Source organism: Lacrimispora brassicae (genome assembly GCF_054772055.1).
Map to the genome: position 1 here is coordinate 237,881 of NZ_BRYH01000041.1, position 22,501 is coordinate 260,381.

Annotated in this window: 20 protein-coding genes, 2 pseudogenes and 1 other annotated feature; of the genes and pseudogenes, 8 read left to right on the top strand and 14 right to left on the bottom strand. The window is 38.2% G+C overall.

Annotated elements, in window-relative coordinates; translation table 11 throughout:
- Positions 1-220: 220 nt before the first annotated feature.
- The 10 genes from ACYVD3_RS19490 to ACYVD3_RS19535 form a co-directional block, all read right to left on the bottom strand.
- Positions 221-760 carry a methylated-DNA--[protein]-cysteine S-methyltransferase gene (locus ACYVD3_RS19490; protein WP_460644152.1) on the bottom strand — a complete coding sequence of 180 codons (540 nt, stop codon included), beginning with the start codon at positions 758-760 and terminating at the stop codon, positions 221-223.
- Between the two features lie 453 nt (positions 761-1,213).
- Positions 1,214-2,062 (bottom strand): GNAT family N-acetyltransferase, encoded by an 849-nt coding sequence (locus ACYVD3_RS19495; protein ID WP_460644153.1) that lies wholly within the window; start codon positions 2,060-2,062, stop codon positions 1,214-1,216.
- Between the two features lie 286 nt (positions 2,063-2,348).
- Positions 2,349-3,044: a DsbA family oxidoreductase gene (locus tag ACYVD3_RS19500; protein ID WP_460644154.1), complete on the bottom strand. Its 696-nt coding sequence runs from the start codon at positions 3,042-3,044 to the stop codon at positions 2,349-2,351.
- Between the two features lie 125 nt (positions 3,045-3,169).
- Entirely contained in the window at positions 3,170-4,480 is a 1,311-nt protein-coding gene (locus ACYVD3_RS19505; RefSeq protein ID WP_460644155.1) for an MFS transporter, read from the bottom strand.
- A 322-nt stretch (positions 4,481-4,802) separates the two neighbouring features.
- Positions 4,803-5,225 (bottom strand): hypothetical protein, encoded by a 423-nt coding sequence (locus tag ACYVD3_RS19510; protein WP_460644156.1) that lies wholly within the window; start codon positions 5,223-5,225, stop codon positions 4,803-4,805.
- A gap of 426 nt (positions 5,226-5,651) precedes the next feature.
- Positions 5,652-5,894, bottom strand: coding sequence for a transposase (locus tag ACYVD3_RS19515; protein WP_460644157.1), 243 nt, complete (start codon positions 5,892-5,894; stop codon positions 5,652-5,654).
- Positions 5,895-6,253: 359 nt separating this feature from the next.
- On the bottom strand, positions 6,254-8,008 hold the full coding sequence (locus ACYVD3_RS19520) for an ABC-F family ATP-binding cassette domain-containing protein (protein WP_460644158.1): 1,755 nt from the start codon (positions 8,006-8,008) through the stop codon (positions 6,254-6,256).
- Between the two features lie 1,044 nt (positions 8,009-9,052).
- Positions 9,053-9,400 (bottom strand): cupin domain-containing protein, encoded by a 348-nt coding sequence (locus ACYVD3_RS19525; protein ID WP_460644159.1) that lies wholly within the window; start codon positions 9,398-9,400, stop codon positions 9,053-9,055.
- A 178-nt stretch (positions 9,401-9,578) separates the two neighbouring features.
- Positions 9,579-9,788, bottom strand: coding sequence for a helix-turn-helix transcriptional regulator (locus ACYVD3_RS19530; RefSeq protein WP_460644160.1), 210 nt, complete (start codon positions 9,786-9,788; stop codon positions 9,579-9,581).
- On the bottom strand, positions 9,785-10,048 hold the full coding sequence (locus ACYVD3_RS19535; RefSeq protein WP_460644181.1) for a DUF6442 family protein: 264 nt from the start codon (positions 10,046-10,048) through the stop codon (positions 9,785-9,787). Before ACYVD3_RS19535 ends, ACYVD3_RS19530 begins: the two co-directional genes overlap by 4 nt.
- Before the next feature lie 459 nt (positions 10,049-10,507).
- Between ACYVD3_RS19535 and ACYVD3_RS19540 the strand changes: the two genes are divergently transcribed.
- Together ACYVD3_RS19540 and ACYVD3_RS19545 are read left to right on the top strand one after the other, a co-directional pair.
- The gene (locus ACYVD3_RS19540; protein ID WP_460644161.1) at positions 10,508-10,969 is read left to right on the top strand and encodes a MarR family winged helix-turn-helix transcriptional regulator; all 462 of its coding nucleotides are present in this window, start codon (positions 10,508-10,510) and stop codon (positions 10,967-10,969) included.
- Complete coding sequence (locus tag ACYVD3_RS19545; protein WP_460644162.1) at positions 10,962-11,486, top strand: flavodoxin domain-containing protein; 525 nt, start codon at positions 10,962-10,964, stop codon at positions 11,484-11,486. Before ACYVD3_RS19540 ends, ACYVD3_RS19545 begins: the two co-directional genes overlap by 8 nt.
- Before the next feature lie 60 nt (positions 11,487-11,546).
- Here ACYVD3_RS19545 and ACYVD3_RS19550 read toward each other — a convergent pair whose 3' ends face one another.
- Together ACYVD3_RS19550 and ACYVD3_RS19555 are read right to left on the bottom strand one after the other, a co-directional pair.
- On the bottom strand, positions 11,547-12,530 hold the full coding sequence (locus tag ACYVD3_RS19550) for a DUF4003 family protein (RefSeq protein ID WP_460644163.1): 984 nt from the start codon (positions 12,528-12,530) through the stop codon (positions 11,547-11,549).
- Between the two features lie 396 nt (positions 12,531-12,926).
- Positions 12,927-13,187: a helix-turn-helix domain-containing protein gene (locus ACYVD3_RS19555; RefSeq protein ID WP_460644164.1), complete on the bottom strand. Its 261-nt coding sequence runs from the start codon at positions 13,185-13,187 to the stop codon at positions 12,927-12,929.
- A gap of 293 nt (positions 13,188-13,480) precedes the next feature.
- Here ACYVD3_RS19555 and ACYVD3_RS19560 point away from each other — a divergent pair, with 293 nt between their 5' ends.
- The 6 genes and pseudogenes from ACYVD3_RS19560 (at position 13,481) to ACYVD3_RS19585 (ending at position 20,070) form a co-directional block, all read left to right on the top strand.
- The gene (locus ACYVD3_RS19560; protein ID WP_460644165.1) at positions 13,481-14,116 is read left to right on the top strand and encodes a Vat family streptogramin A O-acetyltransferase; all 636 of its coding nucleotides are present in this window, start codon (positions 13,481-13,483) and stop codon (positions 14,114-14,116) included.
- A 325-nt stretch (positions 14,117-14,441) separates the two neighbouring features.
- On the top strand, positions 14,442-15,290 hold the full coding sequence (locus ACYVD3_RS19565; RefSeq protein ID WP_460644166.1) for a tyrosine-type recombinase/integrase: 849 nt from the start codon (positions 14,442-14,444) through the stop codon (positions 15,288-15,290).
- On the top strand, positions 15,283-16,434 hold the full coding sequence (locus ACYVD3_RS19570) for an IS91 family transposase (protein WP_460644167.1): 1,152 nt from the start codon (positions 15,283-15,285) through the stop codon (positions 16,432-16,434). The genes ACYVD3_RS19565 and ACYVD3_RS19570 overlap by 8 nt, the downstream gene beginning before the upstream one ends.
- A 368-nt stretch (positions 16,435-16,802) precedes the next feature.
- Positions 16,803-16,937, top strand: a pseudogene (locus tag ACYVD3_RS19575) (YdeI/OmpD-associated family protein); the annotation flags it as partial.
- 83 nt (positions 16,938-17,020) lie between these two features.
- Positions 17,021-17,298 (top strand) — a binding site (T-box leader).
- Positions 17,299-17,352: 54 nt separating this feature from the next.
- Positions 17,353-18,999 (top strand): annotated as a pseudogene (locus ACYVD3_RS19580) (2-isopropylmalate synthase); the annotation flags it as partial.
- 18 nt (positions 19,000-19,017) lie between these two features.
- Positions 19,018-20,070 (top strand): helix-turn-helix domain-containing protein, encoded by a 1,053-nt coding sequence (locus ACYVD3_RS19585; protein WP_460644168.1) that lies wholly within the window; start codon positions 19,018-19,020, stop codon positions 20,068-20,070.
- Between the two features lie 229 nt (positions 20,071-20,299).
- On the opposite strand, the gene ACYVD3_RS19590 is transcribed toward ACYVD3_RS19585, so the two are convergent.
- Both ACYVD3_RS19590 and ACYVD3_RS19595 read right to left on the bottom strand, forming a co-directional pair.
- Positions 20,300-20,665, bottom strand: coding sequence for a hypothetical protein (locus tag ACYVD3_RS19590; RefSeq protein WP_460644169.1), 366 nt, complete (start codon positions 20,663-20,665; stop codon positions 20,300-20,302).
- Positions 20,666-20,791: 126 nt separating this feature from the next.
- Positions 20,792-22,165, bottom strand: a complete 1,374-nt coding sequence (locus ACYVD3_RS19595; protein ID WP_460644170.1) for an amidase family protein — start codon at positions 22,163-22,165, stop codon at positions 20,792-20,794.
- Positions 22,166-22,501 lie beyond the last annotated feature (336 nt).

Here is a 22,501-nt window from a genome sequence, read left to right on the forward strand (position 1 = left end):
TGTCATCAGTGGAATCAGTCAAAAAAAGGAGCAAAATTTGCATTTACAGATGACAATTTCGCCTCATTTTCGCTTCACAAACACTACATCTTCTGGTTAACCCCTACTTTTTCGCCCCTAAAACCACATTTCGTCCTCAGAATTATACTCTTCACATGCCTTGTTTCTGCAATTTTGATGAACATCTTCCTCACAAGTACTGATAATCATATTTTTACCCTTAAAGAGCCGTACCCTTTGTAGGTACAAACAACCGGGACATATCGACACCTTCCAATTCAAGCAGCTTTACTTTTGTCTTCAGCCCCCCGGCATAGCCTGTCAAGCTTCCATTTACTCCAACGACCCGATGGCAGGGAATAATAATCGATATAGGATTATGTCCAACAGCACCTCCTACCGCTTGACTGGACATCGTTTCCTTGTTCATTTTAGCCGCCATTTTTTTTGCAATATCGCCATATGTGATTAGCGTTCCATATGGTATTTCACACAAAATAGTCCATACACTTTTCCGAAATTCGCTGCCAATAGGAGCCAGCGGCAATTGGGAAATGGCAGGTTTCTTGCCTGCAAAATATCTGTCCAGCCATTTTTTTGCCCCATCAAATACCGGCATATCAGCCTTTTCGATCATTTCTGCGGATATGGCAGCACCATGATATTTTTGCCCTTCATTCCATACACCAACAATATTGTCTCCGTCACAGGCAAGCGTAATCAAACCTACGGCTGACGGATAAGTTGTCCTGTAATACATTTGAATCCTCCTTGCATTATTTTTCTTTATAACGTATTCCAAAGATTGATTGTAGCGTAACTGCACCATAGATGCCACGCATTTGATATTTCCAGAAATTCTTTTGGTCTCAGAGGGTAGAGTGCTTTTTTTACACCAGCGTCCGTTTCAAGAAAAGCATCCGGCCACTCCACAGCCCGCATGGCGATATATTGTGCCGTCCAACTTCCAATTCCCCGAATTGCCATCAGCTTTTTTTCTTCTTGCGGTCAGACTGGGAAATAAAAATTAATTTCCTTTTATACAATTGCCCTTGCAAACTCACAAATCATTTTTGAAGGTGCTGTAATAACGCCCAATGGACCGAAATGATTTTCAATAGGGCCGTCCAAAGTCAGTATATCTTAAGGAAAAGGGAAAACATGGGTTAAGCCCGGAATCCAATATGCAAATATGATTGCTCTCTCAATGGAATCACTCCAACTCAAAATAGTCCATTACCGATGTTTCCTGGAATCCGCAGGACTTGTATAAGTTAAGGGCTGTCGCATTCTCAGCGGCAACCTGGAGCATAATCTTCGTTGCTTTTGCATCCTTCAGTTTTTCTATGGCCTTGAGTAGAATTGCCCGCCCAAATCCCTTTCCACGGTTCTCCGGCAATACGCCCAGCCCGTATATCCCTCCAAGCCCATTAATCAACTGCAAATGGACCTTTCCGATGATCTGATCCTCCTTTTCCGCAAGATAAATGGTCATGCCTCGTCTTTCTTCGTCTTCTGGTAAAAGAATTCCCTTGTGTGGAGCATTCTCATCCTCTTTCTCAGGATGGTCGCCAAAATAAATCGTGTTTTGTCGGGCTATCTCAAAAGCATCTGCATTGGTGGCTTTTCTGAAGTTGATGCCACGCAGCCATTTCTCGTCCATCTTAAAGGATTCATTTTGCAGATACATTTCAAATTCCGAAAATTTATATGCCCCGCCAAATCTTTCTAAAAATTTCTGGCCGGGAACGGATTTTTTATCACACAATACAAGAATGCTGCCCGCATTCCTCTGCCTGCACTCTGCAATGGCCAATTCAAACAATTTTAAAAAAATTCCTTGTCGTCTATATTTCGGATGTACCATGCCAGTAATCTCGGGAGGTGCTGATGTCCCCCCGAAGTCACATATTCCCATATATCCTATCAGTTGCTCACCGGCAAAATACATGAATTCATTGATGCAGTGAATACGGATTTTGTCAGTACTATTTACAGCATCACGAAGCTTATAGTCAAGCTCCAACTTTAAAGTAATTTGATCTTCATGGGAGCATTGCATCTGAAGTGAATTAATTGAATCATAATCTTCGTAACTAAGACAGCCTTTAAGTTTAATCCATGGTTCCTTTATTGTTTTATTGATAGGAACTCCTCCTTTAAATCATACCGATGTTTTTTCTTCGGCATATAATTGTGAAATAACGCTTTTGCCGCGTTCATGAGGGCAAACACTCTCCCTATGCCTTGTTGCTGCATTTCTGATAACCACAGCATCTGGTCCCTTTTTGGTGTCAACGTATCTTCGACAATTCCGCCATTTCAATTCTGCATGCAAGGCAAGCTGATCAATCACAATTTATTTTACCGCCATCCAATCGACAGGATGCACCGGCAGAAAGAGGGGGCTCTTGTGTTTCTGCCGCATCCTGGATGGCTTGGATTATTTGTGTAAGTGGCTGTGCACCACTGATTCGATATTTTCCATCTATGATGAGGCATGGAACAACGTCCACGCCATATTGATTTGCAAGAAGCAAGTCCTTCTCCACCGCTTCTTTTGTGTTATCACTGTTGTAATGCTGCTCCCATTTCGCAAAGTCTATACCACTTTGCCTGATGCACTCGTTAATGATATCCAGTTCCTCAATGTTGCGGTTTTTTACGAACAAGGCATTTTGCAGAGCGTCAAAAACATCCCAATATCCGGCGTCTCCTGCGGTAAAGTATGCCGCCTTACATGCAGTAAGTGCTTTCATGGAAGTAGGAAATGGAAATTCTGCCTGATGCATTCCAGAGATGTTAAACCGATGCAGATCATCATTTTGATTTGCCTGTTCCCAGTGGCTCAGAATTTCGGTCTTAGCCGCTGCTCTTGAACCAAACATCTCGTCAAAGTCGCGTTCCGATTTGACCAATGCATAAGATCGATGCACAATTTGGACTTCTGGCATCATTTTTTGAAGCTGACGCATCCTATATGACATTGGGAAGCAAAAACTGCATATTACGTCATGGAAAAATTCTACGGTCACCTTATTCATAATAACACTCCTTTTTTTCTTTTATTATACATGTTTCTTTAAAATATTTCCATTATGTTACTTTTTTGTTAGTCCTACCTTCTTCTCTTCTCATAATTTGTTTCGTACGATCTAACAACTTAAGTTTAATCACCTGTACCACAAGCCACAGGATTATCAACTTCCCTATACTCTTTAGCGAATTCGGGATCACGGATACGACCAACGATAATGATTGCTATAATGAAAATAGTAAATGTAAACACAAATGGCAAGCGGCGGTCAATACTTGATAACAATCCAGCAAAATAGCCAAATGGTGAGGCAAATGCAATGGTAAAGGACATAATCAAAGCATTAATACGGGCCCGCTCCTTGGGATTAATGTTTAGCTGGAGCAAGGCATCTTTACGAGGCACTACAAGGGCACTGGCTACTGCCATAACAAAGACATAAATGATAATAAACGGCATACTGCCGATGGGAGTCAGTATCAAAAGAATCGAGCATGCGGCATACAATACCAGACCGATCCACATAGGTATCCGGAATTTGACAGATTCCAAGCGGTGCTGTATTCCAATCATGAAAATCAACATCACAGCAGCATTCAAAATAGGAAAAAAGGCCAGATAACGATCTGCTATGCCTAGTCTTTGTGTTACATACAAGCTAAAGAAGTTGGCACTGACAAGATTCGTTATATGTAATATCACAGAGACAATAAGCACTTTCATAATCTCTTTATTCATTAGCACTTTGGGTATCAGATCCTTGTATTCATATAACATCTGTAAAACAGAGGTATCTTTCGTTTCGGCCATACGAATCTTTCCCTGCCGGGTTTCACCACAATACCGAAAAGTAATAATCACCTTAATCAGCATATTCACAGCGAAAATAAAATATAAAACACGGACAACCGGAACCACGGTAAAGGAATTTATCAACAATCCCGAAATTGGTGCAAAAAAGATTGCAACCAGACCTCCTATGTTCACCCAGGTATATATTCCTAATAAATCCTTGGAATCTGCATCTTCAATCAATAAACAAAACCATGCCGTCTGGTTAATCTGTTCAAAACTGTTAAATAAAACTGCAATTAAAAAGAACCAAAAGTTACCCGAAATGGCCCAGATCAAGCAAGCAACACCCCAGCCAAAGAAATCACCCATCATGGTTGTAAATTTGCGCCCCAACTTATCGGTGATTATACCACCAACGAAGGAAAAAAACACCTGAACAAACATAGCAACCGACAGAATCAGCCCGATTTGAACGTCCGTTATTCCCTGCGTGTACATATACAGTGTGGCAAAAGGTGCGATTAAGTTATATGGAATACCCCAGAGAGGCTCCATCAAAATCAGAGTTCTTGGATTTCCTTTGTTATGTTTTAATAATTCAATTAATGGGTGCTTCCCCAGAGTTTTTATTTTTTGTGCTGTATTCACTGGTTTCTCCATTCTACGACTGTTTCTATATTTATGACTGTTCAGTCAATTTCTAAGGAAGGGAACGAAGGGATGAGTAGACAATATTGTACCATTCATTTTTCACGCCTCGGTTCCGAGATGAATTCCTTTTAATCTGAAGGTTTGCATATCAACATCCACTGTTATCTCCATATTATAGTTCGCTTCATTTTTTCGGGTTAATAAGACACATGTCTCTACATATCTTGTTGTTACAAAACGGTTGCCATTTAAATGGCAGTCTCTTGTAGCAGGGATATCTTTCCAAAAAAGATGCCTGTAAATGCAAACTTTCAGACTCTTATTGCCAGACTTTTTCTTCCTCCTGATTGCCTGATGTATACTGGGCAATATCCTTTAGGTACTTTAAAATTCCTTGTGCACTTTGACTGGTTATACCATTCTTGACTACTGAAAATGATTGGCGACTAACTGTAAAAGCACCTCCATTGTATTTAACAATTCGAATCCATTTTCCAAAATCAAGAATACGCCTTGGCTCATAGACTGGTATATCATCCACAAATGCAACACATTCATTCAATTCAATTACTTTTGGATTATTAATAATAGTCACATTATCTTGATTAAAGGAATAGCTGTTTCCAGACTTATATGTAATTCGTACCTTTCTATTTTTAGGATTACATTCAAAACTTATTATTTCCTGAGTTTGATCTTTTCCTCTGATCAGAATCATCACCTTTTCTACATCAACATTCATCCAGTTCTATCCTTTATAGATTAACAATTTAAATATTATCACTTACAATTTCATTTTCCCGTATATATCTTTTTCTCTGATTTGTGATAATACTTTTCCGGTTTCTTCATGTACAAAAAATCTCTAGTATACCATCTTTCTGGAATCTCTAAATTGCATTTCAGTATATACTCCACCACATATTGAGCATCTACCAGTAACTTCAGTATAAAGTGGTTTTTTTCATTATCAGAAAACCCTCCACAACTATCTTCTACAATTTTCAACTATATTCTTATCTTTTTTATATTTTACTACACAAACATGATTTTGTCGTCAAAAATATGGTGAAATCTACCCAAAATTCCTAATAATTAAAAATTTAAATGTTTTCAAACATTATTCTCAGCCATTTCGAAACAAAAGCAGGTTACAAATGCTATTGTTTTATAATTGATTTAATAATATTACTTTATTGGAAATGTGATTATTTTCTTCCATGTTCCGGATCAAGATATTGTGATATTTCTTTACAATTTCAGGCACAAACTCCCCGCTACGGTCACTGGGAATATCCAGTTCCATGTTCCTATAACTGGTATGCATAGTCTTAGTGTTATAACCCTTTCTGCAGTTACCCCTTTCTTTATTCCGTAAATCACACTTGAAATAACCCAGCTTTTCATCCATTTATTCAACAAGACTACCTTTCATGATTACAGACTTCATTTCTCTCATGAGCGCATTAATATCTGCTCTATTCTCAGCCGGATTTTTTTAGGTGCCCGTTAACCATTTCACATAGTACCTACCTTTCGGGAGACTCGTCCCATCTTCTTTTTGCCATAAAATAAAACCTCCAGGCTGAGCAACTTTATGAACCGACCCCCAAATGTTAGACCTAAAAATCTAACAAAACTACTACGCAATAAAGTCTAACTTATTGGGGTCACATCATTAATTTACATCAGTTTGGAGGCTTATACAAGCTTTGGAAACTCCCGATTTTACACGTAATCCTTACTTCCACTTCTTATTCCTTCTTAAAATTATATCATTGACATTTTCATTTTTTTAATAATTTCTTTTAATGACTCCATAAGAACTTTTGCCTTTTCAAATTCATTCGTTCGAAGTAACTGCTGAATTCTGGTTTCCGTCTCTTTTTTCTTCTGCTCTAGCAGCAGATAATCTTTACCAAAATGATTTGCATAAATCATCTGACGAAATTTACGGATGCTCATTCTACGCACAGTATTGTTTTCTACCAAAAGTACATAGTCCACACAGTTGGACACCGTGTAAAAATCATGTGATACCATAAGAATCGCACCTTTGTACTCTGAAATCGCCTGTTCTAATGCAATCTGCGCATAAACATCCAAATGCCCCGTAGGTTCATCCAACAGCAGGAAGTTGGCTTTTCCTAATGAAATCACAGCTAATTGAAGCAAGTCTTTTTCTCCGCCAGATAATTCACTCGCTTTCTGACAAAGCGTCTCTCCTTCAAATCCAAATTTTTTCAAATAATCCATCACTTCATTTTTCTTATCAAAACCTTTTTCTTCGAAAATTTCAAACAAAGTTTTTCCATCGTCATATAATGAGTCCGTGATCTGGCAAAACATACTAATCTCCGCATCTTCACTAATCCTGATCGTGTCTTTATCATTTTCAAAGATTTCATGAAGCAATGTTGTTTTTCCAGTTCCATTATTACCAACAATCGCCACATGCTCTTTAGGCTTCATTTCAAAATCCACATGTTCTAAAAGCTGCTCATCAAATGCGACGCTATAATCCGTCAATTCAAGAATATTTTCATTTGCCACTTCTCTTTCAAGTTCAAAATGAATCTCTGGCTGTTTGATATCTACGAAAGGAGCCTTTGTTTTTCTTGCTTTTAGCCGATCCAGCAATGACTGTCTGGCATGAACGGCTTTTCCCAGGGATGCATTATCCATTACCGTCGCTTTCACCCTGGCTTTTTCTAAGATTTTACTCTGACGGTCAATCTCTGCCTGGTCTGCAGCCGCCGCTTCTTCTAAATCAACCTTTGTAGCAAGAAGTTCATAATTATATTCTATATAAGTTCCTTCAAATTCCTGAACATCCATATTTTCCATGTGAAGTATCTTGTTAAAGCAATGGTTTAACAAATACCGGTTATGTGTGATAATAAGAATCGTTCCTTTATGAGCATTAATCAGATTTCTTAAAGCATTCAGATGATTAAAATCCAAAAACACATCAGGCTCGTCCATAATAAGAAACCTTGGACTCAGCATCATCTCTCTAATTACCTGAACCAGCTTAAATTCTCCACCACTCAGACTACTGATTTTTTGATTTTCCAACTTTTCCAATTTCGCTACTTTTAACTGCTTTTTAATATTGCTTTCGTAATGATCTCCATCAATCGCATTGAATTCATCTAATACTTTTTGATAACCCTCGAAGATCTTTTCTAAATCTGCAGCAGTCTCCATTTCCTTACAAAAATCAGTGTTTTTCTGTTCAAGCTTTACAAACTCGTCGCTGATATACTGAAAAACAGTCAAATCTTCTTTTTGATCTAATTGGGAAAATTGGCTAACATATCCGATCCTGCCTGTGACATCAATTTCTATTTTTCCATCGTACAGATACTCTTCAGAGTGCATCAGCAAGTCGAGCAAAGTACTTTTTCCAGTACCGTTGGTGCCAATCAATGCACAATGCACATCATCTTCTATTGTAAATGAAACCTTTTTATATAAATCCTTTTGCGGATACGAGTAGGACAGATTTTGAACCTTAATCATAATTACCTCCATTTGAACCAGTCGTTATATCAATTTAGTTATCAAGAGCCCAATGAAATCCCGACCAATTGCAGTCCCTCATCATCAAATACGGGCGTTAAGACGGTCACTCTTTTTTAAAGAAGGGTACCAAGAGATGAAATAGTTGTGTACTTTCTTCAAGGATAGCTGTTTCCTGCTGTTTCTTTTAATATATTTTCAACTTCTCTTTGTTTATCCTTAAAATTTCTTTGAATGCTTGCCCCCAAATAATTTGTATATATAATTCTAGTGTAGCGTAACACTAATTGTGTTTTAGCGCAAGATAATCAGTCAACAAAATACTAGCCTTTTACCAAAATGTTCATTTCTCTTACCTCACCCCAGTAACCGGAAATATATTTTAGTACCACCATATATAAAAGTACACCTACATATCCCTCGTAAGACCGTCGAACCCTTTGATTTCCTCAACTTTCTGCTCCAGAAGTATGATGATTTCCACATGTATTGTTGCTGTAATTCTGATGACCATCGAACCCACTACCCTTTTGGCGTCAATGTATATTTTCAATAATTCTGACGTTGATACTTTCTTTTTTACAAATTAGCTATGCTAATTATAACATGGCAACTCCCATTTATCGATGTATTTTTAATAAAGATAAAAGCTACCAAGACTAAAACCCTCAGCGTACTGAGGGTTTTAGTCTTGGCAGTTTTCGGTATAAAACACTTTCTCTGGTTCTACTATCACTTCTCTTTACAAATTCTAACTAATCGGCGAATGCAAGTACCATTGCATCCATAATATCATATTGTTTTACATAAAAAAATTTCTCATTTATTTCAGCAAGTAAACGATATCCGCCTATGCGATACCTCCATTGTCCCCTACGATTTGATACGAGCCCTTCGCCGTGCTGACGCAGATTTTCGCAGCCTTCAAGGTTTTTCTCATCCAACCAACAATCAGAGTCGCTGTATGCTTATCTAGCCTTCTATCTATCAATCTCAATAAATGGTGAAAAAAGTTTTTCACATGGCATGGATAAAGATAAGTCATTAAATATTTGCATCTGTTGCAAAGGCTTCTGAACCCATTGGTGAAATTGTGACGTAAAGGCGCAAGACATCTTCACCGATGTTTATAACCTGCAAACTTTCCTGCCCATCAACCTGTATTAATTCGCCCGCCTGCAACGAGGTTTCTTTGCCATCCGTGACAACCTTGGCATTACCCTCCATAACCTGCAGGAAAAGGGTTGATTCTAGATGTGTGTGTCCCGGTAGTATTTCCCCTTTTGCAATGTTTAGAACAAAGGCAATTACATTATCGCTTTTGAAAAGCATCCGCTTGGCGATTTTTCCCTGCGGCTCATGAAAATAATCATTGAAAATAAACTTGTTCATGGATAAATCCTCCTTTAATTTAAGCTTAAACTTTAATATACCCCAATTGGGGTATATAATAACTAATTTCTTTTTTACAAAATGTTCAAATATCTTATAAGGAAATAATTCTGAAAGCTGCAACCGCTAAAATGTATTTTGCGTCACTACCTCTTGAGTTCTCATTATGCTCATAATCTTACTCGAAATAGAACAAATCCTCAAACTTCTTTTCCAATGCAATACAGAGAATCAGCGCAAGTTTTGCCGTCGGATTAAATTGGACTGTTTCAATAGAACTGATAGCGTTTCTGGAAACTCCAACGAATTCAGCCAAATTTCCCTGTAAAAGATTCTTTTCTGCACGAGCAATTTTAAGCCGGTTCTTTAGGATCAATTCATTTTTCATGCTCCGATCCCCAAGACCTCCAAAACATGACAGGCAAGGAAGAGAATAGACGTAATAGCCGGGAATACGATACTCGCTCCTAATGTCTTTAATTTTGTAATTCTATATTTTCCATATGTTTCAGCCGAAATATAGGCCCAAAACATATTAAAAAGAACAAAATTATTTTGCCCCATAAAGAAGTTAAAAAGCATGATGATAATACAAACGGAACAAAAGCCAATCACTCTGTAACGGCGGTCCTTATTGTCCGCATAAATGCTTCCTTCATCTTCTCTATGCTGGCGACTCTTTTCAAAATCTCCTTTTTATCCATGATAAGACCTCCAAATAATATTGTCATATTGACAAATTTTCTTGTCTATAATGCGATATAACACTACCAAGTTTTCTTGTCAATGTTTTCTGAGAAGTTTTATGTGCAAAAATGACGGTTCAAAATAGGTCCGTGCCGCAACTTTATGTCCCTGTTTATAAACAATGGGAATCTTATGATTAATTGCCCAATATGATCATAACGAGTATTTCAGACTGCCCGTTATATTGGATTTTAGATAAATCTCTTACCATGTCAGGAATACTTTTGCCTACAGGCTAAGCATTTCCTTGCAGGAAACGTCAGGTCTGTTGCCTATTCCTGTATATTTATTGACAAAGGATGCTGATACGTATTATAATACCTATCTAGGGAACATATTACTTATTATGGAGGGTTGTCGGTGTACGATTTAAATAAGATGGATAAAAGACTGATAGTATTTGGGTATCTGTTTCGCGTTGCCAATCGTCTTCAAAGCAAAATGGACTCGCAGATGAAGGACCTAACTGCCAAGCAATGGTTTGTAATTCTGGCATTGGGATTATTTGAACAGCCACCCACGCTAAAACAACTTGCGGCAGCATGCGATACTTCTCACCAAAACACAAAGCAACTTGTTAGGAAGCTGGCCGAAAAGGGATTTGTGACAGTCCATAACGACGACAAGGACGGCAGAGCCATGCGGATAGCAGCAAGCGATCAATGCGAGCAGTGGGACGAAGAGAATGAACATATTGCAACGGAGTTTATTGACAGCATGTTCTCTGGCATGAGCATGGATGAAATTGCCCATTTAAGCGGTTCGTTAATGAGGATATTTGATAATTTAGATAACATAAACGGAGGGACAGATAATGCCTGAAAAAATTTTAGTCGCCTACACATCCAAGTACGGCTCAACTCGTAAGTACGCTGAATGGATTGCCTCGGTACTGAATGCTGATTTACTTGCAGCCCATACGGTTGATCCAAAAGTTCTAAGTCAATACGACGTCATCATATATGGGGGTGGTTTGTATGCAGGTGGTATCGCAGGTGTAAAACTGGTTACTCAAAATCCCTGCAAAAACCTTATTGTGTTTACCGTTGGATTAGCCGATCCCAACTCAACAGACTATAGCGAAATCATAAATAAAAACTTTACGCCGGAGCTTCTCACAAAAACAAAATTCTTCCATCTGCGTGGAGGAATTGATTACAAAAAACTTGGTCCTGTCCATAAAGTCATGATGGCAATGATGAAAAGGATGATTCAAAGGAAGCCTGAATCTGAACGAGAAGCTGATGACAAAGAATTTCTCGCCACTTATAATTCAACAGTGAACTTTGAGGATAAGCGAACCATAGATTCTTTAATAGCCTATGTGAAAAGCATATAATTTCCAATTTTCTAATCATGACCTCACATTGTGTTGTATTCAGCTCAAATGTTTTCCTATTTAGTTGTTCGCCGTATTTGCCGCCGCTGCGCTTGCGGCAATAGTCGCGCACATCGCTGCTTCTTGGGCCACAATCAGTGAAATCGTGCTGTTGACAGCCGCTGTCTCCATGGTACCATTTTGAGCGTAGTCCTTTTGGGTCAGAATCCCTGCATACATCAGGCGTTGCTTTTTGCTAATGCTGCTGAAAAAGCCGAATCCCTTCTGTGCATACAGCCATGTGTCGATTTCAATCATTTCGCGGATGATTTCATCAGAATTGCCATCTGCCATAGCAAGAACGCCCAGCGTGGGCAGCTCATATTCTGTACCATATTTATATCCCGCAGCTTTCAGCTTATTAAAAAGACCGACTGTCCGTTCGCACTTTTCCTCAGCCTGCCCATCGCACAGGGCAAGTATGTGGCTCAGTGACTGAACCGCATTGCCCGAGAAAAAACATGGTTTCAGCATTCTATAGCAGATTTCAGCATCGTGAATCAGATCATCATCAGATTTATCCGATAGTGCCATCAGTGCACATAATGCGCTGTCCTCTCCGGAGGTCAGGAAGGGATGCTCTGCTTTCATTCTTTCGTAGATAATTCTGGTACGGACAGCGATGCGCTCATACTCATTTTGATTTACCATCTGAGCGATGATCATTGCTGCCATTGGAAGGTAAACCGAACTCCAGAAATCCTTCTTGAGTAATCCATATACATCAAGACCATTGTCCAGTGTTCGCTCAGGGCTTCCGCTGACCGCCAGCATAGAAGCGATCGGCGTTCTTGCGGTGCTCCGGAAATTTGAGAATACGCCGACCTTCTGCTTTAGAAGCTCCTTGCATAATCGCAATGTGCCTTCGTCGACTCTTTTATCCTTCGCAGTGTATATTCCGGCGCAGGCCAGATGGATCAGCCCGCCCTCCCAGCCAAACACCGACTTTATCCGATCCCTGTTTTCAATGAAAAGCTCACAGTGTACGCGTGTCTGTTCGTTCATCGTTCTCTCCTTTTCCGGCTACAGATCAAAATCAAATTTAGGGTTGCCACTTTGATAAAATGGACATTCGCTGTAATAATAAAGACAGGGTCTCATAATCTTCTTTTGCATATTTGACAAAAGATTTTCAAGGAATCCCTTTATCTATGGTTTGTCCTTTCATGCATTCCACCGGAGCCCTTCACGGCGTATCCTGCATCCATAGGAGAAACAGTACGGATATCCACTCCGATACCTTTCGCCTTATCAGCGGCTGACGGAAGGAAAGCCAATCAGCGCCCATATTACAGACATTATGATTCCCCAAAGCTATGCTCTGCTGACAGATTTGGTATACATCATCGGCAAGAGGTCCTGTTGGCAATCCTTAATTGCTTTTTGAATACTTTCAGACAATCAGGTTCCTAAGTATGTTTTTCTATTTGGACTCCCATCGGATGCACTTTCTGCCGGTTCAGATTCCAGTTCCAACAATTCCTCAATGGAAGGACCGATTGCCTTGGATAACCTGGAAATCATTCCCGCACCGCACCAGTTGAGATGTGTTTTTCCGGAATATATATCTGCTAGAGTTGCCCATGGAATCCCGCTGATTTTTGATAAACGGTAGCGGGACATCTTCATGTACTGCATAAGCTGCTGTATTGTCATTTTCATCACTTGCATCTATTATATTGGCATTCCAATACAACGTCAAGGTCTGCCATAACTGCCTGCGGTACGGCTGGCCAATTTCCAATTCAAACAGTTTCTGGTCTTTGAGCTGCTGTTGTCTGCGGTATGCCGTTTCCACGAATCAGAAGCCAGCCAGCTCCTTTTTTCCACCTCCCAAGTATCTGCCGGAAAATCCTTACTTAAGGACGGTGGACTTCCAGCCTAATATTTGGTATCATGACTAAAGGCAAATGATTTGAACTGCTCATTTATATAACGCGAAGGAGGGGTTATATATGCAATATGGACCAAACCCTAATGCAATTTATCCTAACGAGAAAATTAAAAGTGTATGCTATATAAAAAACGTTATAACACGCCCCAATATTATTGTTGGAGACTACACCTATTATGATGATGTAAACGGTGCTGAGCGTTTTGAAGAGCATGTCACACACCATTATGAATTTATTGGAGACAAGCTTATTATCGGAAAATTTTGTGCCATAGCGAAAGGCATTGAATTTGTAATGAACGGCGCAAACCACAGAATGTGTAGTGTCACCACGTATCCATTTAACATTATGGGGCATGGATGGGAAAAGTCAGCTCCGACATTGGCTGATTTACCTTTGAAAGGGGACACTGTAATCGGTAATGACGTATGGATCGGTCAGAATGTTACTGTACTGCCCGGTGTCCATATTGGGGACGGAGCAATTGTTGCCGCTAATTCAGTTGTAGTAAAAGATGTTCCCCCATACCATATTGCTGGTGGAAACCCTTGCAATACGCTCAAGAAAAGATTTGATGATGAACTTATTAATTATCTTCTCGATATTAAATGGTGGGATTGGTCTGCTTGCAAAATATTCCATAACCTTGAAATTCTGTGTAGTGGTGATCTTGCAAAAGTCAAAGAAATCAAATAGTTCATTATGAGCATAATGGATTGTTGCAGTTATTTATATTACGCGCAGACAAACAGGAATTGAACAAAATCGCTGCGCGATGGCTGACCAAGGCTATGGTGAAGCGATTCTTTTATCTCTAAATAAAAAAACAGTGGAAAGCAAGTCCTAATAGTAGTATTGTTAAATCACCACAAAATAACAATCAAACAGGATCGACCTTCCCACTGCATATGAAAAGAATACCACCCATGTGCTCTAATGACAAGCACTTTTATCTTGCAAATGCACCTCCATAAAAGGTTGTTTCTATGATACTATAGTTCAACTTTTATGGAGGTCTTTTATGTATAATGAATATTTATTAAAACTGGAGGAAGCCGGTGAAATCCGCAACCTCAAAAAACGTTCCATCAATTGCTACAAGAACTATGTTTCTTATTTCCTCAACTATGTAAAGAAGAATCCAGAGGAGCTTACCTGTCAAGATGTCAGAGGGTTTCTTCTTGCCAAGAAAAAAGAAGGCTTAAAGTCTACCACTCTGAATCTTTATAATTCAGCCATCCGTTTCTTTTATCGAAATGTACTGCATATCCTCTGGGATGATACCACAGTTCCACGTATGATTATTGACCATAAGCTCCCGACTGTGCTCACCTTCGAAGAGGTTGACCAGTTACTTGATGCTACAGATGATCTAAAATACAAAGCAATGTTTGCTACTATGTATTCTTCCGGAATGCGAGTTTCTGAGGTAATTCATCTTCATTATGACGATATTTCACGCACAAACATGCAGATTCATGTTCGGGATACAAAAAACCGCATGGATCGTTATACCATTCTTTCTAAAAGAAACCTGGAGATTCTAACTGAATACTGGTTTAAAAAGGGAAAGCCTAGAGGAATTTTGTTCCCTAATAAGTTCACAGGAGAGTATCTTACGGTCAGTACGCTGGAACAGGTCATTCGCCGTTCGGCGAAAGAAGCAGCGATTCCTGTTGGTACGACACCTCATTGCCTTCGTCACAGTTTCGCAACACATCTGATGGAAGCAGGTGTTGACACCAGAAATATCCAGATGCTTCTTGGACACAGGGATCCAAAGTCTACAGAAGTATATCTTCATACCAGCAACAAATCTCTTATGGGCATTCAGAGTCCTTTCGACAGGAAGGAGGAAGCAGATGAGTGATGTTACTGTACAAGATATTTTTTATCGATTTTATCCGGGATACCTTGAAAAATATACACCTTCTGCCGTGCAATCAAAAACAGCTACCAGTATTATGAACTGTAAAACTGGAGCATATGGTGTCAACGTAGATGTCTGTAAAGATTGTGGTTGTATTCAGGTTCATTATAATTCCTGCCGTAATCGGTGTTGTCCCATGTGCCAGGTTCTTCCAAAAGAAAAGTGGATGGATCTGCGGCGGGAGGATGTCCTGGATGCACCTTACTTCCATGTAGTATTTACGGTTCCGGATGAACTTAATCCGCTGATCTACAGTAATCAGAAGTTGCTTTATGATGCACTTTATCATGCTGCATCTGAAACTCTGGATGAGCTTTCTATGGATTCAAAACATCTCGGTGCAAAAATCGGATATATTTGCATTCTTCACACATGGGGCTCTGAAATGAATTACCATCCACACATCCATACAATCGTGCTCGGTGGTGGGCTTGATGCTAAGAGCCATTGGAAAGATAAAGGTGACAGCTTTTTCCTTCCTGTGCAGGTGATTTCCAAAATATTTCGTGGAAAGTACATGGACGAACTTAAGGATCTCTGGAAGAATAAAAAGCTTGAATTTCATGGAAGTTCTGAAAAATATCGTAATCATTACGTTTTTCAGGAACTGGTTAATAGTTGCTATGCAAAGGAATGGATTCCTCATTGTAAGAAAACGTTCAACGGTGCACAGTCAGTCATAAAATATCTTGGTAAGTACACACACCGCATTGCTATCAGTAACCATCGTATTGTAAGTATGGACGAGAATACTGTCACCTTTTCAGTGAAGGATTATCGTAATGATGGAAAGTGGAAAACACTTACTTTACCAGGTATCGAATTCATTCGGCGTTTCTTGATGCATGTGCCGCCCAAGCGTTTTGTAAGAATTCGTCACTATGGTTTGCTTTCCTCCCGTAACAAAGGGAAGAATATCACTTTGTGCCGCAATCTATTGGGATGTCAGAAATACATATCTGTTCTCAGAAATATGACTGGACCGGAAATGCTGAAAGACCTTTGGAAAGTGGATGTCTGCCTTTGCAAATCATGTGGTGGTCATGTGGTTCCTTATCAACGTATCCTGCCGATGCGGAATTAAACAGCATAATTATATAGCTTTTTTTAGCTTCATTCCCGGAGGCTTTTTTGTCGTGCGAAAAACAGTTACAGCAAGTAAAAACTCTTTGGAAAATAAGATAAACTATGCTACTATAAGGGAAAAGGACAAAGATTGAAAGTCCATAGATCCGGCTAAAGGGACGCTCACTTTGTTCAATTAGGTCAAATCGAAAATGGTGTAAACGAAGGGGCAGTTCACTGGAAAGCCAAAACTGCTTTTTCGTTTACCCCATCATCGATTCTAACCTAAAGAATTTATCCAATGCCACAATATAATAAGTATAACGCATTTAGAAGGCTATTGATGAGTAACGTTTTAGAACTGGTCAACAGAGAAGCATTTAGGGACTGGCGACACTTTTAACCAGCAAAGCATTGGAAGAAGCTCTTTGCTTTGGATGGATAGATGGGCAGATGCAAAGCCTTGACAACACTAAATACAAGAAATATTTTGCTCGCCGTACAATTTCCAAACTTAGCCAGTGCATAAAACATCAATTTATAAAGATGTGTTCTCCACTGGACAGTTTTTTATAAATCTGATATTATTATGAAAATCAAATATTGAAAATGCCAAGAAGAGGATTAGTATCTGTAAACTGGTTTCAGAAAGTTGCTGGTTGATGCGAAGCAATAAAAGGAATACAGAGAACTCACCTTTGAGCAGTCTTAGTCAAATTTAAATATCCGCTTTTGTAGAAATCAGAGAGTAGCTAAGAACGGAAAACCCACCGTTATTGGGGAAGGATATAAGGCATTCGTGCCCGTATCTGAATAAGTGCATAATACTTAGGTGTTATGAATCGGAGTGGTACCGCGTAAGATAAAGTCTTTCGTCTCCTTGGCAAATTGCCGGAGATGCGAGACTTTTTTTATTATCATTAAGGAGGAACAAAATATGTTTAATCATCAAAAATATGAGAAGAAATTCTTTTTACCCCCTATTATTTCTTATGATTGGGTAAAAAAAGAGGCAATTGAAAAAGCCCCGGTATGGTGCAGTGTAGATTTAAGGGATGGCAATCAGGCATTACCTATTCCAATGACATTACAAGAAAAGATCGAAATGTATCAACTGTTATTGAACATTGGATTTAAAGAAATTGAAGTAGCATTTCCGGCTGCATCGGATACGGACTTTCAATTTTTAAGAACACTGATTGAAAACAAAATGATTCCGGAAGATGTTACGATTCAAGTAATAACTCAAGCAAGAGAGCATATTATCCGCAGAACTTTTGAAGCCCTGGATGGTGTCCCTAAAGCGATTGTTCATTTGTATAATTCGACGTCCGAAGCTCAACGCAGGCAGGTATTCCATAAATCAAAAGCGGAAATTAAAAAACTGGCTGTTGATGGTGCTATTTTATTTAAGAAAATGGCTGAAAAAACAAAGGGTGATTTCTATTTTCAGTATAGTCCGGAAAGCTTTCCGGGAACGGAAGTTGATTATGCTCTTGATATTTGTAATAGTGTTTTAGAGGTTTGGAAACCTACACGCAATCATAAAGCAAATATAAATATCCCAACTACCGTTGAGAATGCTATGCCCCACATTTACGCAAGTCAATTGGAATATATGAATCATAATTTGTTGGATAGAGATTCTGTCATATTATCCATTCATCCCCACAATGACAGAGGTTGTGGTGTTTGTGATGCTGAATTTGGTATATTAGCCGGTGCACAACGTGTTGAAGGCACTCTTTTTGGAAATGGAGAACGTACGGGAAATGTTGACCTCATTACAGTTGCTATGAATATGTATTCCCAAGGTGTAAATCCCGGATTGGATTTTAGTAATATGAATCAAATATGTGATACCTATAAGCGTTTGACAAAAATATCAGTTCCCGAAAGACAACCATATTCAGGTTCTCTCGTTTTTACCGCTTTTTCAGGTTCGCATCAAGATGCCATTTCTAAAGGGATGAAATATCGGGTACAAGAAAAAACAGAAAAGTGGGATGTTCCATATATTCCGGTAGACCCTGCCGACTTGGGCAGGAACTATGAAACAGATGTAATTCGCTTTAATAGCCAGTCTGGTAAAGGTGGTGTGGGTTATATACTGCAAAGTTCCTATGGCGTACAAATGCCATATAAGATGAATGAGGAATTTGGATATTTTGCAAAGAAAATTTCTGATAAAAAAAACAAAGAACTATCCGCTGAAGAAATATATCAAATATATGCACAGCAATATATTGACTTTTCCCCTATATTTAAAATTGATTGTGTCAAGATTAACATTCAAGAAACACACGAAGTAACCTTAACCATTTTGCAAGACAATAAAGGAGTGACTATAAGAGGCAATGGAAATGGAAGTCTTAATGCAATCAGCAACACATTGAAGAAACATTTTGCGGTTGAGTATGATTTAGAGGTATATGAAGAACATTCTATGGGCAAAAATTCAATGGCTTTAGCCTCTGCATACATAGGAATTTCTCAAGGCGGTAAATTTTACTGGGGCTCAGGAGTCGATAACGATATTATAAAAGCATCAGCATGTGCTTTGGCAGTGGCAATCAATAAATTAGTGGGAGCTTTTTAGAAAATGAAAGTCAAAAAATTGGATAAAAGCGAAGTGATGCAGCATTTAAAAGAATATAATGAGCAGGAATTATTTTATCAGCAGTATGCTGCTTTTAAAACTGATCAGAAAGCGTTGGATGTTTTTTTAAAACAATATAGCAAATCCAATTTAAGGGAAGAACGGATATATATAGAGGAAATACTGCACAAATCCCATGAAGAGTTTGAATGCGAGGCATCTATGTGGCCCCAACAGGAAAAAGATATTCATATTGAAAAATATAGCCGCTTTATGCCTCGCCTTACTGCAATACATGATTTTTTTGAAATTATATATGTTGTGGAAAATGAAATGTATATTGGCATTGGAGAAAAAGATATAATTCTAAAAGCTGGCGATGTTTGTTTTATCTCTCCAGGAATTCTTCACAGTCCTTATATAACGAAAAAAACAATAGCATTGCAAATGATTGTTCGTAAGAGTACCTTTCGTAAAGAGTTCTTTCGATGTTTAGCAGGAAATAGTCTGATTTCAGATTTTTTCTTAAATTCCCTATATTCTCAAACGAATAGCAGTATCCTGCTGTTCCATATAAATAAGGCAGATGAGATCAAAAATTTGTTTTTTCAGTTGTACCAAGAAAATTATAATCAATATATTGGATATAAAAATATTATGAACAATCTTTTTGAAATTTTATTATGCTATCTACTAAGATGTGAGCCTGCAAACATTGAAATAAAACAAACTCATCAGCATTTTGACATTCGTATTACTCAAATACTCCAATATATTGAAAACAACTGTGAAAAAGTTACCATTGCAGATATTTCAGAAGAATTTCATCTAACTAAGTCTTATTTATCAAAATATATAACACTTAAAACGGGAAAATCTTTTAGCGAAATTTTACAAGAGATAAAATTAGAAAAAGCATGTAGCATGTTAGATTATAGTAATCTTCGGGTTGAAGATATTTCAGAGGCTATTGGCTATAACAATGTAGAGCATTTTATACGCCTTTTTAAACAAAAATATAGTAAAACGCCAAACCAATACCGTAAAGGTAAATAAATTTAATACCCGCCAAATAAAAAAGTAAGACGGGGGTACGGACAAAAAGTTTGACTAACTGATTGCCCTAATCATACTTCCATCTAACTGTCTAAACTTCATCGGACTTTGTCCTAAAAGAGATAATTTTACACGTTTGTATTGTACCAATCGATATACTGATATATATAAGCTATAAATTGCTCAATACTGTAGTCGGCAAAAGAGCGTCCTTAGAAGCATTCATGTTTCATACGCCCCAGAATCCTTCACAAGCAGCATTATCGGGTGAGCATCCTTTTCTTGACATGGAACGCTGAAGCGCATCACTTCCGATACGTTCCAACCAACCAGGCCAGCGATAATGGCAGCCACGGTCACTATGAAGAACAGGATGCTCTCCATTCAAAGCTTTTATTGCTCTATCAAGTGTAAGATTCGCTAATACAGCATCTGGCCGGCTTTCAGCTTCACGGGCAACGATTAGACGGTCGTAACAGTTAAACCAATATAAGGTTGCTCGGGATGGGTATCCAAGAACTTGCACGGTAGCTTGAATTGACCCTGTACGCTCAAATTCTTTCAGCGCTGTTTCTTCTTGTTCTTTCGTATACATTCAGCCATTTTCCTCCTTGTGGAGTCCAACTTTTTGTCCGCACCTCCCTCTCCAAAAAGTGGACTTGGCGGGACTGTATTTGTATCTGATATTTTGTATTCCCTCTCGAGTGTAATCACAGCTTTTTTAATACCCAATAAATTTAGGTTTAACTCTTCTGCCTGCGATTTGCTCTATTGCATAAGCTGTGTTTAATAATTCTTCATCCGTTTGGGCAATGATATTTATTCCAAAAGGCATTCCATCATTATATAGCCCGCAGGGTACTGTAATCGCCGGTAAACCTGTATATTGAACAATTGGGTGATCTTTAAATACAATACACACATTTACATCTTTTAGCTGATCCTTCATATATAGTTTAGTGGATTCTATATCTTTTAAAGTATCCAGATAAATAGATTCTGTCATTTCACCAGAGGTATTATTCTGGGCATCTTCTAATAATATTTGACCATATCTTAAAGTTTCTTCTTTATGAATATTATTAAATTCAATTATTTCCTTTAAATTTTTTATTTTATAATCTAGTGGTAACTCAGCTAAATATTGATTCATAGCATGCTTAAACTCATATTTTTTAATGTTATCTATCTTTTTATTAGGAATTGTTTTAAGATTTATTCGTTTTAAGATTGCACCAGCTTCCTTTAACTTATCTAAAACACCATTAGCCTTTTTTTCTTCTTCCTGCGACATATTGTCTATGGCAAATTGATCAATTCCTATTACAGTACCTTTAAGATTTGTCTTTTCTATAAAGTGTATTTTATTAGCTGATATTTCATTAAAAATAATAATTGCATCTTTAACGGTTCTCGTCATGGGACCAACCATATCAAGAGTAAAACTTATGGGTACAATCCCTTTTATGCTCAAAGTACCCTTGCCTGGACGATACCCTACAATACCATTCTTTAAACCGGGGGATATGATAGAGCCAGAAGTATCCGTGCCAAAAGCTGCCGTACATAAATTAGCTGCTACTGCCACTCCTGAACCGGTGCTGGAACCTGCCGGGCTTTCACCTAAAACGTATGGTGATTTTACAATTCCTCCTTTGGAACTATATCCGTTTGGCATTCCTTTTGTCATATAATTGGCAAATTCAGTCATATTTGTTTTGCCAAGAATAACAGCACCTTTTTTTCTCAAAATTTTTACAATCTCAGCGTCTGTTTCCGGACTTGAATCTGCCAATGCCAGTGATCCTGCGGATGTATGCAAGCTATCTGCAGTATTTATATTATCTTTTAAAAGAATAGGTACCCCATAAAGTAAACCAAAATCATCCTTATTTCTTCCATCAAGCTCTTCTGCTATTGTAATAACATCAGAATTTATCTCAAGAATAGAATTTAATCCATTAAAGCCTTTGTCGAAAGAATCAATTTGCTCTAAATATTGTGAAACAATCTCTTTTATAGAGAAAGTTTTACTTTTTATTATTTTACTTAATTCAGTTATTGTTACTTCGTTTAAATTTATTTTTGCTGCCATATTAATCTCCTGCATTTATTTGACGTTCTCTCATTTATCAATAATAGTTTTATCTTTACTATTATCTTCCTATATATTTCGATTTATTCATAGTAACGTCAGCAGATGAGTATTATAAAGATTATACCTAAAAATGCGTTGCAACATCGCAACAATAAAAGGGAATGATGTTATGGGACAATTAACAAAAAATAGGATTCATGTAGAATTCTATTTTTTTATTTTCTGCGAAATGTACAAAACTAAAGCAATTCTTGTCCGGTATACCTCTGATCGGCTTCTGCGAAGCTCTGCTTCCCTGGTCAGATAAGCTTCCGGCTAATTGTAGAAAATCAC